The following is a 16,163-nucleotide window of genomic DNA, read 5'->3' as shown; positions in this document are numbered from 1 at the left end:
TCTCGTCGCCGGCATCCGACCCCGTTCGAACACATCGCCCTGGAGGCATCATGACCGATCATCTCAGTTTCTACATCGACGGCGTCTGGGTCGATCCAGTCGCGCCCCGCGCCTTGGACGTCATCAATCCGGCGACCGAACAGGTCGTGGCGCGCATAAGCTTGGGCGGGGCCGCGGATGTGGATCGCGCGGTCGAGGCGGCGCGGCGCGCCTTCGTCAGCTTCAGCCGCACCTCGCGGCAGGAGCGGTTGGATCTTATGGAAGCCATCCTGGCGGAATACGTCCGCCGCCAGGACGAGATGGCCCAAGCCATCACAACCGAGATGGGCGCCCCGGCGGCCTTGGCCCGCAACGCCCAGGCCTTCATGGGGGCGGCCCACCTCAGCACCGCCATCGCGGTACTCAAGGACTATGAGTTCGAAGAGTTGCGTGGCTCCACCCTGATCAGCCGCGAGCCGATCGGCGTCTGCGCTTTCATCACGCCGTGGAACTGGCCGTCGAACCAGATCGGCTGCAAGGTCGCTCCCGCGCTGGCCGTCGGCTGCACCATGGTGCTGAAGCCGTCCGAGGTCGCTCCCCTGTCCGGCATTCTCTGGGCCGAGATCATGGACGCGGCAGGAGTCCCGGCGGGGGTATTCAACCTCGTCAACGGCGACGGACCGGACGTTGGCGCGGCCCTCTCCAGCCATCCGGGCGTGGACATGGTCAGCTTCACCGGATCGACAAGGGCCGGCGTCGAGGTGGCGCGCAACGCCGCTCCGACGATCAAGCGCGTGCATCAGGAACTGGGCGGCAAGTCCGCCAACATCATCCTGGAGGACGCCGACATTCCGGCCGCCGTGACCGCGGGCGTGGCCCACATCATGACCAACAGCGGCCAGTCCTGTAACGCCCCCACGCGGATGTTGGCCCCGCGCGCCCGAATGGACGAGGTCAAGGCCGCCGCCAGGGCCGCCGCCGAGAGCCTGACGATCGGCGATCCGACCCGTGACGTCACGCTCGGACCAGTGGTCTCCGCCGTGCAGTGGGACAAGATCCAGACCCTGATCGCCAAGGGGATCGAAGAGGGTGCCACCCTGATCGCGGGCGGCACGGGCCGTCCTGACGGCCTGGCCGCAGGCTATTTCGTCAAGCCGACGATCTTCGCCGACGTCGATCCCCGCATGACCATCGCGCGCGAGGAGATCTTCGGCCCCGTCCTGTCGATCATTCCCTATGACAGCGAGGATGAGGCGGTCGAGATCGCCAACGACACCGTCTATGGGCTGGCGGCCTATGTGCAGTCGGGAGACATGGATCATGCGCGCGACCTCGCCCGCCGGCTGCGGGCCGGTCAGGTGCTGATCAACAACCCGGGGCCGGATCTGATGGCGCCCTTCGGCGGTTTCAAGCAGTCGGGCAACGGTCGCGAATGGGGTGATCATGCTTTCGCCGAGTTCCTCGAGGTCAAGGCCACGCTCGGCTACACGCCGGTCCAGGAGGCGACATGATCGTCCAGTCAGGCCCGGCGCCGGTTCCCCGTCCAATGCTCGCGAATCCGGCGGAGGCTGACAGGAAATTGCACGTGGTGAAGAAGAGCTTGCTTGGCCTCAGACCGGGCCGGCGACGGTTGCCGACAAGCACGGTGCGGAACCGTTCCCATCTAGGCCCACTACTCGAAACGGGCCGGCGGACCCATGCCGATGACATCGAATGGGCGCGCGACGCCTACGGCCGCCCGAGACCGTGATCAAGGCCGGCGAGCGCGATGGCGGGCGATGCCTAGAACGTGGTTCGTATGGTAGTTTGGAGCGCTGTGTTGCTGGTCTGAGCTCGTGACGTATTGGCCGCGCGGCGTTGTCAATACATCTCGAAAGATGTCGCGATCACGCGGTTTTTTACATCGATTTATTTAATCAGTATTTTCAGAACCCGGGAATTTCGTCCGCTTGCAGATCGGCATAGCTGGGGACAGATGCAAAAAAGACATGTTAAAACAAATACTTAAACGAGATCGTGCAATCGAGTGGGAGTGAGGGGAGATGCTGCTGTAGGCCACGGCTGAACGCCCTTCCTCCGGAAGGGTGAGGAAAATCGACTGTCTGTCCGAGCCGCGGGAGACCTCGGGATGGAGCCGCCGCCGCCCGGGATCGATGTTTGACCAGGATCAACGTGGCCCGATCCGACGCGTGGGACAGGAGCGCCCAGCCGGGAGGACCAAAATGCCGATGCGCGTCACCTCATTGCCCAAATGACATCGGCGAGCGGGAGGGAAGTGTCCACTGGTCCAGATTGAAACGCGCAGGTCGCCGCCCGTCACCGGCGGATCAGGGCAGGGCGCCGCCCCTGACTGGCACGCGCTCTCCGTCGCACAGGCGTTCGCCCACATCGACAGTTCGCCCGCCGGCCTGTCCGCGTCGGAAGCGGAGGCGAGACTCGGACTCCACGGCCCCAACCGGATTCCGGAGCCGCGACCGCCGGGCCCTCTGCGGCGCTTCCTGCAACAGTTCCACAATGTCCTGATCTATGTGCTGATTGCCTCCGCCATCGGCGCGGCCCTGATGCAGCATCTCAAGGACGCCCTGGTCATCATGGTGGTGGTCATGGTGAACGCCTTGGCGGGCTTCATCCAGGAGGGCCGCGCCGAACGGGCGCTCGCCGGTATTCGCCGGATGCTCGATCCCAATGCATCCGTCCTGCGTGACGGGTTGCGCATGACCGTACCCGCCGACGAGGTTGTGCCCGGAGACGTCGTTCTGCTGGAAGCCGGGGATCGCGTCCCGGCAGACCTGCGGCTGTTCCGGACAAGCAATTTCCGGGTCGAGGAGGCTGCATTGACCGGCGAGGCTGTCGCTGTGGACAAGGGCATCCGGCCGAACGATCCGGGCGCATCGCTCGGTGACCGGACAGCCATGGCCTTCTGCGGCACCCTGGTGGCGGCTGGCTCGGCCCAGGGGGGCGCGGTCGCAACCGGCGGGGCCACGGAACTCGGCCGGATCAGCGATCTCGTCGCCGAGGTCAGGCGGCCGCCCACGCCGCTGGTCCGACAGATGAACCATTTCGCCCGTCAGCTGACCATCGTGGTGGCGGTTCTGGCCGCGATGACGTTTGGCTTGGCCTACTGGATTCGCGGCTACGACGCCGCTGAGGCCTTCATGATCATCGTGGGCCTCGCTGTAGCGATGATTCCCGAAGGTCTGCCGGCGGTCATGACCATCGCCCTGTCGATCGGCGTGGGCCGCATGGCCGCCCGTCGCGCGCTGATCCGCCATATGCCTGCAGTAGAGACGCTCGGCTCCGTTTCGGTGATCTGCTCCGACAAGACCGGAACCCTCACCCGCAACGAGATGACCGTGACCTCGGTCGTGCTGTCCAGCGGAGTGGTGGCGATCGGTGGGACGGGATACGCGCCGACTGGCGATGTCGCCTTGCCGGGCGCGAACGGGAGGGGGGCGGACTGGTCGATCCTCACACGAATGGCCGCGGCCGCCGCCCTTTGCAACGACGCCCGTATCGAACAGACGGACGAAGGCTGGGCGCCGCACGGCGACCCCATGGAGGCGGCGCTCATCGCCCTGGCCGGCAAGATCGAAGCCGCCTCCGCCGAGCCGGCGCCGCAGGCCCGGCGCCTGGCGGAGATTCCGTTCGACGCCCGCCACCGCTACATGGCCACGCTGCATCAGCTGGCGGACGGCGACCGCCAGATATTCCTGAAAGGCGCTCCGGAACGCGTTCTCGGCATGTGCGCCCGGCAGCTGGGAACGCAAGGCGAAGGCCCGCTCGATCAAGATTACTGGACGAGCGCGGTCAATCAGCTGGCGCGGGGAGGGCACAGGGTGCTTGCCCTGGCTGTCAGGCGAGCGGGCCCCGGCGCCCCGGAACTCAAGCCGTCTGACGTGGAACGGGACATGGTCCTGCTGGGTGTGGTGGGCATCATCGACCCGCCGCGCGACGAGGCCCGGGCCGCGATCCTGGAGTGCCGCGAGGCCGGCATATCCGTGAAGATGATCACCGGGGACCACGCCGCCACCGCTATCGCGATCTCCCGACAACTTGGGCTCTCCGACGATCCCAGGGTCATCTCCGGCCACGACCTCGCCCGGCTGGGCGACGATGAACTCGTCGGCGTGGCGCAGGAGGCGGTCGTCTTCGCCCGCACCAGCCCGTCCGACAAGCTGCGTCTCGTGCGGGCGCTGCAGAGCGCGGGACACGTGGTGGCGATGACGGGAGACGGGGTGAATGACGCGCCTGCGCTGAAGCAGGCGGATGTCGGCGTGGCGATGGGGCTCAGGGGGACGGAGGCCGCGAAAGCCGCGGCGCAGATGGTTCTGGTGGATGACAATTTCGCCTCCATCGTGGCGGCGGTTCGCGAGGGACGCACCGTCTACGACAACCTGAAAAAAGTCATCTCGATGGTGCTTCCCACGAACGGCGGGGAAACCGGGGCGCTGGTTGTCGCCCTGGCCTTCGGCTTCGTCCTGCCAATCACGCCGATCCAGATCCTGTGGGTCAACATGATCACGGGCGTGGCGCTGGAACTCACCCTCGCGTTCGAACGCCCTGAAGCCGGCGCCATGCGTCGACCGCCACGCCCGAGGACCGAGCCTCTGCTCACCGGAGCGTTATGGTGGCAGGTGCTCTATGTCTCCGCGATCTTCGTCGCGGGCACGACGGGGGTATTCTTCTGGGCGCTTGAGCGCGGCGGCAGTCTGGAACACGCTCGCACCCTGGTGGTGAACACCCTGGTGGTGATGCAGGTTTTCTACCTCTTCTCCGTCCGCTACATCCACGGAGCTTCGATAACCTGGACCGGGGTTCTCGGGACGCCCGCGATCCTCATCGGCGTCGCCGTGGTCGTTCTGGCGCAGGTCGCCCTTACCTATGCGCCCTGGTTTAACTCTGCCTTCGGCACCGAGCCGCTGTCGTTCTTCGAGGGCGCGGTCGTGATCGGCCTCGGGGTGACGACGCTCCTTGCCACCGAGCTGGAGAAGGCCGCGCGAGGGCGGGTTTTGAACTCGCCTCGCCGCAGCGCCAGCGGGGGACGGTCGCGCGTCGCCTGACCAGGCGCGAGCCGGCGATGGGTCGACGGCGGTCCGTCAGTCCGGGCCAGGCGAACACGTCCGCAGTTCGGCCGCCACTGAATGCCTGGTATTGACGATTGCCGACATTGGCGGAGGACGGCATGACACCACCGCAACTGGCGCCGGTGACTCCAGGCCGGCTTCGCCATCAAGCGATGGACGCGCGTTCGCGCTGCGTGCCCGGCGTGGGTGTCGCCAATCCCTCAGGTCAGGGCCGCCTGGGCAGCGGCGAGGTCCTCGGCGGTGTTGATGTTGATGAAGGGGTCGCCCTCATCAATGGGCCACTCCACGACCGCGCAGCCGACGGCTTCGCTCAGTCCGCGCAGGGACAGGCGCCCTTCGCCCGCTCGCTGCACCAGGGTTCGCACCGCGGTGGTGCGCCACAAGGCGCAGACAGGATGCAGCTGTCCCCCGCTTGCAGCGACCGCGACCCCGAGATCCTTCGTCAGCGCCAGATCCAGCCGCAGGTTCAGGTCGCCAGGCAGAAAGGGCATGTCACAGGGGAGGGTCAGCACCCGGTCCGCGCCGGCGTCCACGGCCCAGGCCAGGGCCGAGAGCAGGCCGGCCAGGGGGCCCGCGATCCCGGGTGCGTCCAGCACCACCGTTCCCGCGAAGCCCTCCACCTGTTCGGGATCGCGCACAACGAGGATCACCGGTGCGGCCGAGGCTCGCGCCGTCGCCAGCGCATGGTCCAGCAGGCGGGCTCCGCCGAGCAGATGACGCGGCTTGTCGCCGCCGATCCGCCGCCCGGCCCCGCCGGCCAGGACTGCGACGACGAGGCTCATGTGGCGCGGCCCGGCGATCGGGGTTTCACGGCGGTTCGGGGCGAGCCGCCGCGTCGGGCCAGCGGCAGTGGCGCGCTCAGGCGACCGGCCTCGTCAGCGTCGCTGACCGTCGTCTCGAGATCACGGACCAGACCATCGCGAATGGAATAGATCCAGCCGTGGATCGACACCGGCTGCCCGCGACGCCATGCGTCGGTGACGAAGGGATTGCGGGAAAGCGCCCGCACCTGGGCCAGCACGTTTTTCTCGCAGATGAAATTGACCCGGGTCTCGGGGTCGTGGATGGCGCCGAGATCCGACTGATGGTCTTCGCACAGGCGCTGGACCCGCTGCATCCAGTGATCGAGGATGCCGTGACGCTGTCCGTCCAGCACGGCGCGGACGCCGCCGCACCCGTAATGGCCGCAGACGATGATGTGTCGGACCTTCAACGATTCCAGGGCGAACTGGAGCACGGCCAGCAGGTTCATGTCCTGCGCCGGCGCCAGGTTGGCGACGTTGCGATGGACGAACAGTTCGCCAGGCTGCAGCCCGACCACCTCATTGGCCGGAACCCGGCTGTCGGAACAGCCAATCCACAGATACTGCGGCGTCTGCTGCTTCGATAGCCGGCGAAAATACTCAGGATCGAGCCGGGTCCTGGTCGCCGCCCAGGCCAGATTGTTGCGAAGCAGATCCTCGATCATGACGCGGCCTCGTCGCCCTGGGGGTCCAGCAACACGCCGCGGCGCGCCGCCAGTCGGATGCTGAGCGATCTGAGGTCCGCAGCCGTCAGGCGAAGGCGGGCGATCGGCAGCACCACGGCGTTCTCCAGCGCGATGTGGCGGCGTTCGTGCAGGGCGAATTCCGTGAACAGACGTCGGGCCTCCCGGTCACGTCCCGGCGCCCGGCCATCCGTCAGGGCCCGTTCGAGGCCCGCGATCAAGACGCGGGCTTGCTCCAGGTCGTCGCGGTGCTCGGCCGACAGCGCACCCAATACGGTATCCAGCTCGTCGGCGGGCTGACAGCGCCGGCGAAGAAGCGGAAACAGGTCATCCTCCTCGTCGATGACGTGCAGCGGCATGTCATGGCGCAGGAAGTCGAGGATTTCCTGCGCCTCGTCACGCAGCAGGACGGTGGCGTTGCCGACGCGTTCGATCAGCTGGCACAGCTGGCGATGGCGATAGTGTTCGGCGAACAGCCAGTTCAGCGGTTCATGAACAAGCTCGGGGGGCAGCGGCTCGATCCGGGGGCTCTGGCTCATCCGCGCTCTCCCTGCCCGATCATCGGTCTAGAACCGGTAGTCGACGGCGGCCCAGACCTTGTCGCGGTCGGCGAAGGCGCCCTGGGCCCCGTCGAAATGAGCGCCCTTGATTTCGACAGCCCACCGCGCGTCAAACGCCAGCCGCGCCGATACGTCCAGTTCGCGGCCGTAGCGGACGGATCCGTCGGCGTCCTGAAAGTCACGCCACGAGGCGGTCAGGGCGCCGCTGCGCCCCACGGGCGGATGGGCGACCGCATAGCTCACCGTGGCGGAGACGTCGCGCAAACCGTCCCTCGGCGTGTTCAGGAAGACATCGGCCCAGCCCTGGAAGGCATGCAGTGTGGCCAAAGGGGTCTGGAACGCCTGGGCGCCGTTTCCGTCCAGTCGCTCGAGCGCCAGCGTCCACGTGACGGGACCGCGCTTCAGTCCCGCCGACACCTGCCCATAGTCCAGGTCGAACCGCGCAGGATTGGCTCCGTATTCGGACTGGCGGGCGTATTCGAGCGCGTACAGGGCCGACCAGTCCGGCGACAGGTTGCGGCTTCCCTCCAGCCGTGCGCCCCAGGTGGCGGATGACTGGGCCGGGGCGTTGGCGAAATCCAGCAGATAGCCATAGGCCGTCAGCCTGCCCGCAGGAGTCGGGGCCTCGACATTGACCAGGTGGCTGTCCGAGCGCCACTCGCCGACGGGACTGTCGTCGCCGAACACCCGGTGAACCCGGTCGATCCAGGCCCAGGTGACGGTCAACGGCTCAAACGCGCGGGTCGTCACCTTGAGGGCGTCGAACGTCTGTTCGTTCTGGCGGAAGCCGACATTGCCGACGAAGCGGGCGGAGCCCAGCACGATGCGTTGCCGGCCCAGGATCACCTCGGTGTCGGGCAGGCCGGTCCAGGCGACCTGAAGCCGGTTCAGTTCGAACGCCTCCGGATCGGCCACCACGGGATAGCGCAGGGGCCCGTGGATGGTGTCGTTGTAGTCATCGATCAGAGCGGCGACCGCCTCGCCTTCGACCAGCAGGCGGAAGCCGGACCGCTCCGGGCTCTGCCAGCCCAGGCGCGCGCGCAGGGTCACCGCGGTGGCGTCATCGAGCCCGTCCTGGCTGACACCCTCATAGCGCAGACGGCTTTCGAACAGGATATCGCCCGACTGCGTCGAGGCGGCCGCCGGCCCTGCGGCGGGAGACTGGGCGGGAGACTGGGCGTAGGCCAGCGCCGGGACCGCCATCACGGCGAGAGCCATCAAGGCCGGGCGGCCGATCGGCGGCATGTCAGTGTCTCCGGATCAGGGTGTAGGTTCGGGCGGGCGCCTTCAGTTTCGACTTCAAGATCGCTTGCACGCAGGCCAGGGCCGGATCGTCGGAGCCCTGGGCGGCCGAGATCAGGCGGGTCCAGCCCTCGTCATCGGCGGCCTGGACAAATTCCGAGATTTCGCGCTGCACGAACTCAGCGAGACTGGCGCCCGTGGTGGCGGCCGTTTCGCGGGCCTGGGCGGCCAGCGCCGGATCGGCTTCGTCCAGCCAGAGCTCGAGCCGGGCGGTGACGGCGGCCTGGTCGTTCAGCAGGTCCCCCAACGACAGGGCGCCGTGGGCGACCCCGCCATCCTCGGTCACGCTCAGCGCCACGCCCCGTTCGCGCGCCTCGGCGGCAAGGCCGGAGACGTAGCGGGTCGCGGCCGCCGTCCAGGCCCGGCTTTCCAGATGCAGGGCGATACGCGGCAGGACGTGTTCGAAGGGCAGCAGGCGACCTTCGATACGCCGCTCCAGTCGCAGGACATGCCAGCCAAAGCGCGAGCGCACCGGCTCGGACGCGGTCTCGCCGTCCTGCAGCCGGTTCAGCCCGGCCTCGACCTCGGCGGCGAGATCGCCGGGCGAAAGTTGACCAAGGGAGCCGCCGACGCCCTTGGACGGGCAGTCGGAAAGGGCGGCGGCCAGGTCGGCGAACCGGTACGGATGGTCCGCCAGCTCGGCGATGGCGCCCATGGCGGCGGCGTGCGCCGCCTCCCGGGCGGCCTCGTCCTCGCCCTTCGGCGCAAACAGGATGTGGGAGGCCTGGGTCAGGGCAGGGGTGCGGAACCGTTCCGGCGTGCTGTCGTAGACGCGTCGGCATTCGGCCTCTTCGGGGCGCTCGACCTCAATCTCGGCGTCCAGCACCGCCCGGACCAGGGCTTCCTCAGGCGTCTCTTCGCGGCCATCCTCATCCCGCTCCGCCTGGGGCGTCAGACCAAGCTGATGAGCCCGGTCCAGCAACAGGGCCTTTATGGCCAGGGCGTGAGCCGCAGCCTTCCTCGCCGCCTCGGGGGTGGCGGCGGGATGGTTCTGGGCCTCCTCGGCGACCAGGCGTTCGGGGAGAGCGACCCCATCCACGACGATGACGGCGCTCATTGGTTCTGGCCCCCGGCACGGCGCGCCACCGGCATCCGGCGCTTGCTGCGGACGAGCTGCCAGCCCCGGCGGTTGAGATACCAGACCGGCGCCGAGAGCATGTGGACCAGTCGGGTGAACGGGAAGACGATCATGATGGTCAGACCCAGGACGATGTGGATCTTGAACACCCAGTCGACGTTGGCCACGACATCGGCGATGCGGGTCCTGAAGGTGAAAATCCCCTGCGCCCAGGTCATGAATTTGATCATTTCCGCGCCATCGAGATGGCCCATCGAGACGCGGATGGTGAAGAAGCCCAGACACAGCTGGACCAGCAGGATGATCAGGATCGCCGTGTCGCCGAACGTGGATGTGGCGCGGATGCGGGCGTCGAACAGGCGTCGATGCAGCAGCAGCAGGCCGCCCATCATCATCAGCAGGCCGGCGAACCCGCCCGCGACGATCGCCAGCATCTGCTTGAAGGAATGGGCGACGTGCAGGCTGTCCCAGATCGCCACGGGGGTCAGCAGGCCGACGACATGCCCCCCGAAGATCATCAGTATGCCGACGTGGAACAGGACCGAGCCCCACATCAGCTGTTTACGCCGGAGCAGTTGCGACGAGCCCGTGCGCCAGGTGTATTGCTCGCGGTCGAAACGAATGACCGACCCGAGGATCAGGACGACGATGGCGATATAGGGATAAACCCCGAAGAAGAAGGTGTTCATGTCCATGGCAGGGGTCCTCAGGCGGCCGCGCCGGCGCGGCGGCTCTTGTCGGGCGGCGGTGCGGCGTTCATGGCGGACAGGATGGAGTCGGCTTTCGGACAGCCGGCGTCGGCCGGGCCGAAGGTGACGGCGGTCTCCTCCCAGGCCTTGTCCACCGCTTCCAGGTCGTCCGGATCGTCGTCCGGTTCCTGCATCAGGGCGGCGACGGCGTCGGAGTCCGGCACGGCTCCGGTCATGGCCGTGAGCGCCCCGAACACGGCCCGATAGGGGCTTTCGCGCTTGTGCAGCCGCTCGGTCAGGGCGGCCAGCACATGGGCGCCTTCGCCCAGCAGGGAGGCGGCTTCCTCTTCCGGCAGGGTGGACAGGAAATCCAGGAACACCGGCAGGTGGTCCGGCAGCTCATTGGCGGTCAGCTCCAGCCCGTAGGAGCGGTACAGCTCGATCAGGGCCGCCATCGCCTGTCCGCGATCGCGGCTCTCGCCGTGGATGTGTTCATACAGATTGAGCGACAGTGATCGGGTCCGATCGAACAGGTGAACGAAGCCCTCCTGGAGATCAAAGAGGTCCTCGCGCTCCAGCTTGCGGACCAGCTTTTCCAACGCCCCGACGATAGGGGCGGGGACCATGCCTTCCGAGCGGATGGCGGCCATGATCGCCGGCGCGGCGGCCTGGACGTCCGCGGTCGGATAGCTGAGCAGAAGCGCAAGGGCGCGATAGGTCAAAGCCATGATCAGGCCACCTCTGCTGTGGGCTTGGCGCGTGAGCGTTTGTCGGCGCCGAACAGACCCAGTTCGGTGCGGCCGCCCGAACAGCCATTGCCGAAGGTGAAGCCGCAGTTCCCCCTCAGGTCATAGGCGTCCTCGACCGTCTCGCGGTGGGTCGAGGGGATGACGAACCGGTCCTCGTAATCGGCGATGGCCATGATCTTGTACATGTCGTCGATCTGGGCCGCCGTCAGGCCGACCGTTTCGGCGAGACCATGGTCGATGCGGCCGTCCACCGTCCTGGCGCGCATATAGGCGCGCATGGCCAGCATCCGCCGCAGCGCCAGGGTCACCGGCGCCTCGACCCCGGCGGTCAGCAGGTTGGCGAGGTATTTCACCGGGATGCGAAGCGAGTTCACATCCGGCATTTCGCCATCCATCTCCAGGGCGCCGACGGCGGCGGCGTTCTGGATCGGCGACAGCGGCGGGACGTACCAGACCATCGGCAGGGTCCGGTATTCGGGGTGCAGCGGGAAAGCGACCTTCCAGTCGATGGCCATCTTGTAGACCGGGCTGCGCCGCGCGCCCTCAAGCCAGGCTTCCGGGACGCCGTCGAGCCGGGCCTGGGCGATGACGGCCGGGTCGTGGGGGTCGAGGAAAATGTCGAGCTGGGCCTGGTAGAGGTCCTTCTCGTCCGGGGTCGAGGCGGCCGCCTCGATCCGGTCGGCGTCATAGAGCAGCACGCCCAGATAGCGGATGCGCCCGACGCAGGTTTCGGAACAGACGGTCGGCTGGCCGACCTCGATCCGCGGGAAGCAGAAGGTGCATTTCTCCGACTTTCCGGAGTCCCAGTTGTAATAGATCTTCTTGTACGGGCAGGCCGAGACGCACATCCGCCAGCCGCGACACTTGTCCTGGTCGATGAGGACGATGCCGTCCTCCTCGCGCTTGTAGATCGCGCCGGAAGGGCAGGCGGCCACGCAGGTGGGATTGAGACAGTGCTCGCACAGCCTCGGCAGGTACATCATGAAGGTGTTTTCGAACTGGCCGTAGATCTCCTTCTGGATGCCCTCGAAATTGGCGTCCTCCGACCGTTTGGCGAACTCCCCGCCCAGGATTTCCTCCCAGTTGGGGCCCCATTCGATCTTCTCCATCCGCTTGCCGGTGATCTGCGACCGGGGCCTGGCCGTGGGGAAATGCTTCATCTCCGGCGCCGTCTGCAGATGGCCGTAGTCGAAGTCGAACGGCTCGTAATAGTCGTCGATCTCGGGCAGGTCGGGGTTGGCGAAGATCTTGGCCAAGATGCGCCATTTGGCGCCCATGCGCGGCTCGATCTTGCCGTTGGCCTTGCGCCGCCAGCCGCCGTTCCACTTCTTCTGGTTCTCCCATTCCTTGGGATAGCCGATGCCCGGCTTGGTCTCGACGTTGTTGAACCAGGCGTATTCAACGCCCTTGCGGCTGGTCCAGACGTTCTTGCAGGTCACCGAACAGGTGTGACAGCCGATGCATTTGTCGAGGTTCAGCACCATGCCGATCTGTGCGCGGATCTTCATTGGCCGAACTCCTTCGACTCGAGAGGCTCATCCAGCCAGTCGACCGTCTTCATCTTGCGCAGGACGATGAACTCGTCCCGGTTCGAGCCCACGGTGCCGTAGTAGTTGAAGCCGTAGGACAGCTGGGCGTAGCCGCCGATCATGTGGGTCGGCTTGAGCACGGTGCGGGTGACCGAGTTGTGGATGCCGCCGCGCCGTCCGGTGATCTCGGACCCCGGCGTGTTCACGATCTTCTCCTGGGCGTGGTACATGAAGGTCGTGCCTTCACGGATCCGCTGGGAGACCACGGCCCGGGCCGTCAGCGCCCCGTTGGCGTTGAAGACCTCGATCCAGTCGTTGTCGACGATGCCGGCCTTGCGGGCGTCCGTCTCCGAGATCCAGACGACCGGCCCGCCGCGGTTGAGCGTCAGCATCAGCAGGTTGTCGGAATAGGTGGAGTGGATGCCCCATTTCTGGTGCGGGGTGATGAAGTTGAGCACGATCTCGGTCTCGCCGTTGGGCTTGAGGCCCTTCACATGCGTCGTCTTCAGATCGATCGGCGGCTTGTAGACGCACAGCGCCTCGCCGAAGGCCCGCATCCACAGGTGATCCTGATAGAGCTGCTGCCGGCCCGTGAGCGTCCGCCACGGGATCAGTTCATGCACATTGGTGTAGCCGGCGTTGTAGCAGACCTTCTCGCTCTCGATGCCCGACCAGATGGGCGAGGAGATGATCTTGCGCGGCTGGGCGAGCAGATCGCGGAAGCGGATCTTCTCGTCCTCCTTGGGCAGGGCCAGGTGGGTGTGCTCGCGTCCGGTCTGTTTCTCCAGCGCAGCCCAGGCCTTGACGGCGACCTCGCCATTGGTTTCCGGCGCCAGCATCAGGATGGTCTCGCAGGCGTCGATATCGGTGTCGATGCTGGGCATGCCTTCGGTCAGGCCGACGTCCAGCACCGCGCCGTTCAGTTCGCGCAGCAGGTCGACCTCGTGGCCGGTCTTCCAGGCCAGGCCCTTGCCGCCGTTGCCGACGTTCGCGAGCAAGGGGCCGAGGGCCGTGAACTGCTTGTAGAGGTTGGGGTAGTCGCGCTCGACCACGGTGATCTGGGGCATGGTCTTGCCCGGGATCGCCTCGCATTCGCCGAGGAACCAGTCCTTGACCTCGAAGGGCTGGGCCATCTCCCCGGGGCTGTCGTGCTGGATCGGGGTCAGGACGACGTCCTTCTCCTTGCCCAGGACTTCGGGGGCCACCTGCGAGAATTTTTTCGCGATGGCCTTGAAGATCTCCCAGTCGGACTTCGACTCCCAGGCCGGATCCACCGCCGCGGACAGCGGGTGGATGAAGGGGTGCATGTCGGAGGTGTTGAGGTCGTTCTTCTCGTACCAGGTGGCCGTCGGCAGAACGATGTCGGAGTAGACCGCCGTGGTCGACATGCGGAAGTCGAGGGTCACCAGCAGGTCGAGTTTTCCTTCCGGCGCCTCGTCATGCCAGACGACGTCGACAGGCTTCACCTGACCGGTCTCGCCCAGATCCTTGCCCTGGACGCCGTGCGAGGCGCCGAGCAGGTGTTTGAGGAAATACTCGTGGCCCTTGCCCGAGGAGCCCAGCAGGTTGGAGCGCCAGATGAACATGTTGCGCGGCCAGTTGGCCGGGTCGTCCGGGTCCATGCAGGACAGTTCGATCGAGCGGTCCTTGAGTCCGTCCAGGGTGTAGGCCTTGGGGTCGACTCCCGCCGCTTCGGCGGCCTTGGCCAGAGCAAGCGAATTGGTTTTCAGCGCCGGGGCGGAGGGCAGCCAGCCCATACGCTCGGCCCGGACGTTGAAGTCGATCATCGAGGCCTTCCACGGTCCCTCGGGGGCTGTCGGCGACAGGAGTTCGTCGATTCCGACCGTCTCGTAGCGCCATTGGTCGGAGTGGGCGTAGAAGAACGAGGTCGAGTTCTGCTGGCGGGGCGGACGGATCCAGTCCGTTGCGAAGGCCAGCGGAGCCCAGCCGGTCTGCGGCCGCAGTTTCTCCTGACCGACGTAGTGGGCCCAGCCGCCGCCGGACTGGCCGACGCATCCGCACATCACCAGCATGTTGATGACGCCGCGGTAGTTCATGTCCATGTGGAACCAGTGGTTCATCGCCGCGCCGATGATCACCATCGACTTGCCGTTGGTCTTTTCGGCATTGGTGGCGAAGCCGCGGGCCGTGGCGATGATCTGGTCGCGCGGGACCGAGGTGATGGCCTCGGCCCAGGCCGGCGAATAGGGCTGCAGGTCGTCGAACGACTCCGGCATGCAGTCGCCGCCGAAGCCCTGGTCGACGCCGTAGTTGGCCAGGAACAGGTCGTAGACGCAGGCGACGAGCGCCTCGCCGTCCTTCAGCATCACCCGTCGGACCGGCACATTGCGGGTCAGGACATCGGGGTGGTCGGTCGAGGCGAAGCCATTGCTGGCGGTATTGGCGAAATAGGGGAAGCGGACGCCGGCGACCTCGTCGTGCGCGTCCTTGAGGCCCAGCTTCAGCGTGGTCTCGCGGCCCGCGGCGTCGCGTTCCTCGAGGTTCCAGCGGCCGTCCTCGCCCCAGCGGAAACCGATCGAGCCGTTGGGCACGACGATCTCGCCGGTGGCCTCGTCGATGGCGACGGTCTTCCAGTCGGGATTGTTGGCCTGCTCGAGATCGCCGACGAAATCCGAGGCGCGCACCAGGCGTTCGGGGACATGGCCGCCCTCCTGGGGAACCAGCCGGACCAGCATCGGCAGGTCGCTGTACTGGCGCAGGTAGTCGCGGAAATACGGCACCTGCTTGTCGACGTGATACTCCTTGAGGATCACGTGACCGAAGGCCATGGCGAGGGCCGCGTCGGTGCCCTGTTTGACGGGCAGCCACAGGTCCGAGAATTTCGAGGCCTCCGAATAGTCCGGGCAGATGACGACGGACTTGGCCCCGCGATACCGCGCCTCGGTGTAGAAATGGGCGTCCGGCGTGCGGGTCTGCGGAACGTTCGAGCCCCACAGCAGCATGAAGCTGGAATTGTACCAGTCGGCGCTCTCGGCCACGTCGGTCTGCTCGCCCCAGGTCTGGGGCGAGGCCGGGGGCAGGTCGCAATACCAGTCGTAGAAGGAGCCGGTGACGCCGCCCAGGAGCTGCAGGTAGCGGGCGCCGGCGGCGTAGGAGATCATCGACATGGCCGGGATCGGCGAGAAGCCGAACACCCGGTCAGGACCCCAGCGCTTGACCGTATGGGCGTTGGCAGCGGCGATGATCTCGGTGATTTCTTCCCAGTCGGCCCGCACGAAGCCGCCGGCGCCGCGCATGCTGGTGTAGGATTTGCGGGCGGCGGGATCGTTCTGGATCGAGGCCCAGGCCGCGACCGGCTCCATGGTCTCGCGCGCCTTGCGCCAGACCCGAAGCAGGCGGGAGCGCACCAGCGGATATTTCACCCGGTTGGCCGAATAGAGATACCAGCTGTAGCTGGCCCCCCGCGCGCAGCCGCGCGGTTCGTGGTTGGGCAGGTCCGGCCGGGTGCGGGGATAGTCGGTCTGCTGGGTCTCCCAGGTGACGATCCCGCCCTTGACGTAGATCTTCCAGGAGCACGAGCCGGTGCAGTTCACGCCGTGGGTCGAGCGCACGATCTTGTCGTGACGCCAGCGGTTCCGATAGGCCTCCTCCCAGCCGCGGTCCTCGTCGTTCATGACGCCGTGGCGGTCGGAGAACAGTTCTGTCTTGCGCGTGAAGAAGGCGAGACGGTCCAGGGTATGGCTCAT

Annotated in this window: 11 protein-coding genes; 2 read left to right on the top strand and 9 right to left on the bottom strand. The window is 66.8% G+C overall.

What is annotated here, in order from left to right:
• Nucleotides 1-50: 50 nt before the first annotated feature.
• Together PSV23_RS17005 and PSV23_RS17000 are read left to right on the top strand one after the other, a co-directional pair.
• Complete coding sequence (locus tag PSV23_RS17005; protein ID WP_300471471.1) at nt 51-1,490, top strand: aldehyde dehydrogenase family protein; 1,440 nt, start codon at nt 51-53, stop codon at nt 1,488-1,490.
• A gap of 771 nt (nt 1,491-2,261) precedes the next feature.
• Complete coding sequence (locus PSV23_RS17000; RefSeq protein ID WP_366524279.1) at nt 2,262-5,039, top strand: HAD-IC family P-type ATPase; 2,778 nt, start codon at nt 2,262-2,264, stop codon at nt 5,037-5,039.
• A gap of 224 nt (nt 5,040-5,263) precedes the next feature.
• Here PSV23_RS17000 and PSV23_RS16995 read toward each other — a convergent pair whose 3' ends face one another.
• From PSV23_RS16995 to PSV23_RS16955, 9 genes are read right to left on the bottom strand one after another with little or no spacing between them, the layout of a single operon-like run.
• Entirely contained in the window at nt 5,264-5,845 is a 582-nt protein-coding gene (locus PSV23_RS16995) for a molybdenum cofactor guanylyltransferase (RefSeq protein ID WP_300471469.1), read from the bottom strand.
• On the bottom strand, nt 5,842-6,531 hold the full coding sequence (locus tag PSV23_RS16990; RefSeq protein ID WP_300471467.1) for a carbonic anhydrase: 690 nt from the start codon (nt 6,529-6,531) through the stop codon (nt 5,842-5,844). The genes PSV23_RS16995 and PSV23_RS16990 overlap by 4 nt, the downstream gene beginning before the upstream one ends.
• Entirely contained in the window at nt 6,528-7,088 is a 561-nt protein-coding gene (locus tag PSV23_RS16985; protein WP_300471465.1) for a hemerythrin domain-containing protein, read from the bottom strand. The genes PSV23_RS16990 and PSV23_RS16985 overlap by 4 nt, the downstream gene beginning before the upstream one ends.
• A 27-nt stretch (nt 7,089-7,115) precedes the next feature.
• A complete protein-coding gene (locus PSV23_RS16980; protein ID WP_300471463.1) occupies nt 7,116-8,354 on the bottom strand; it encodes a hypothetical protein in 1,239 nt (412 codons plus the stop codon).
• A gap of 1 nt (nt 8,355) precedes the next feature.
• On the bottom strand, nt 8,356-9,468 hold the full coding sequence (locus tag PSV23_RS16975; RefSeq protein ID WP_300471461.1) for a peptidylprolyl isomerase: 1,113 nt from the start codon (nt 9,466-9,468) through the stop codon (nt 8,356-8,358).
• Nucleotides 9,465-10,184: a respiratory nitrate reductase subunit gamma gene (narI, locus tag PSV23_RS16970; protein ID WP_300471459.1), complete on the bottom strand. Its 720-nt coding sequence runs from the start codon at nt 10,182-10,184 to the stop codon at nt 9,465-9,467. The genes PSV23_RS16975 and narI overlap by 4 nt, the downstream gene beginning before the upstream one ends.
• An 11-nt stretch (nt 10,185-10,195) precedes the next feature.
• Nucleotides 10,196-10,906 (bottom strand): nitrate reductase molybdenum cofactor assembly chaperone, encoded by a 711-nt coding sequence (narJ, locus tag PSV23_RS16965; protein WP_300471457.1) that lies wholly within the window; start codon nt 10,904-10,906, stop codon nt 10,196-10,198.
• Nucleotides 10,907-10,908: 2 nt separating this feature from the next.
• Nucleotides 10,909-12,435 (bottom strand): nitrate reductase subunit beta, encoded by a 1,527-nt coding sequence (narH, locus tag PSV23_RS16960; protein ID WP_300471455.1) that lies wholly within the window; start codon nt 12,433-12,435, stop codon nt 10,909-10,911.
• Nucleotides 12,432-16,163, bottom strand: a complete 3,732-nt coding sequence (locus PSV23_RS16955; RefSeq protein WP_300471453.1) for a nitrate reductase subunit alpha — start codon at nt 16,161-16,163, stop codon at nt 12,432-12,434. Before PSV23_RS16955 ends, narH begins: the two co-directional genes overlap by 4 nt.

The sequence above is a fragment of the Brevundimonas sp. genome (assembly GCF_029946145.1).
Taxonomy (GTDB): Bacteria; Pseudomonadota; Alphaproteobacteria; order Caulobacterales; family Caulobacteraceae; genus Brevundimonas.
The sequence above is the reverse complement of the archived record's forward strand: the minus strand, read 5'-3'. Positions and strand labels throughout refer to the sequence as shown.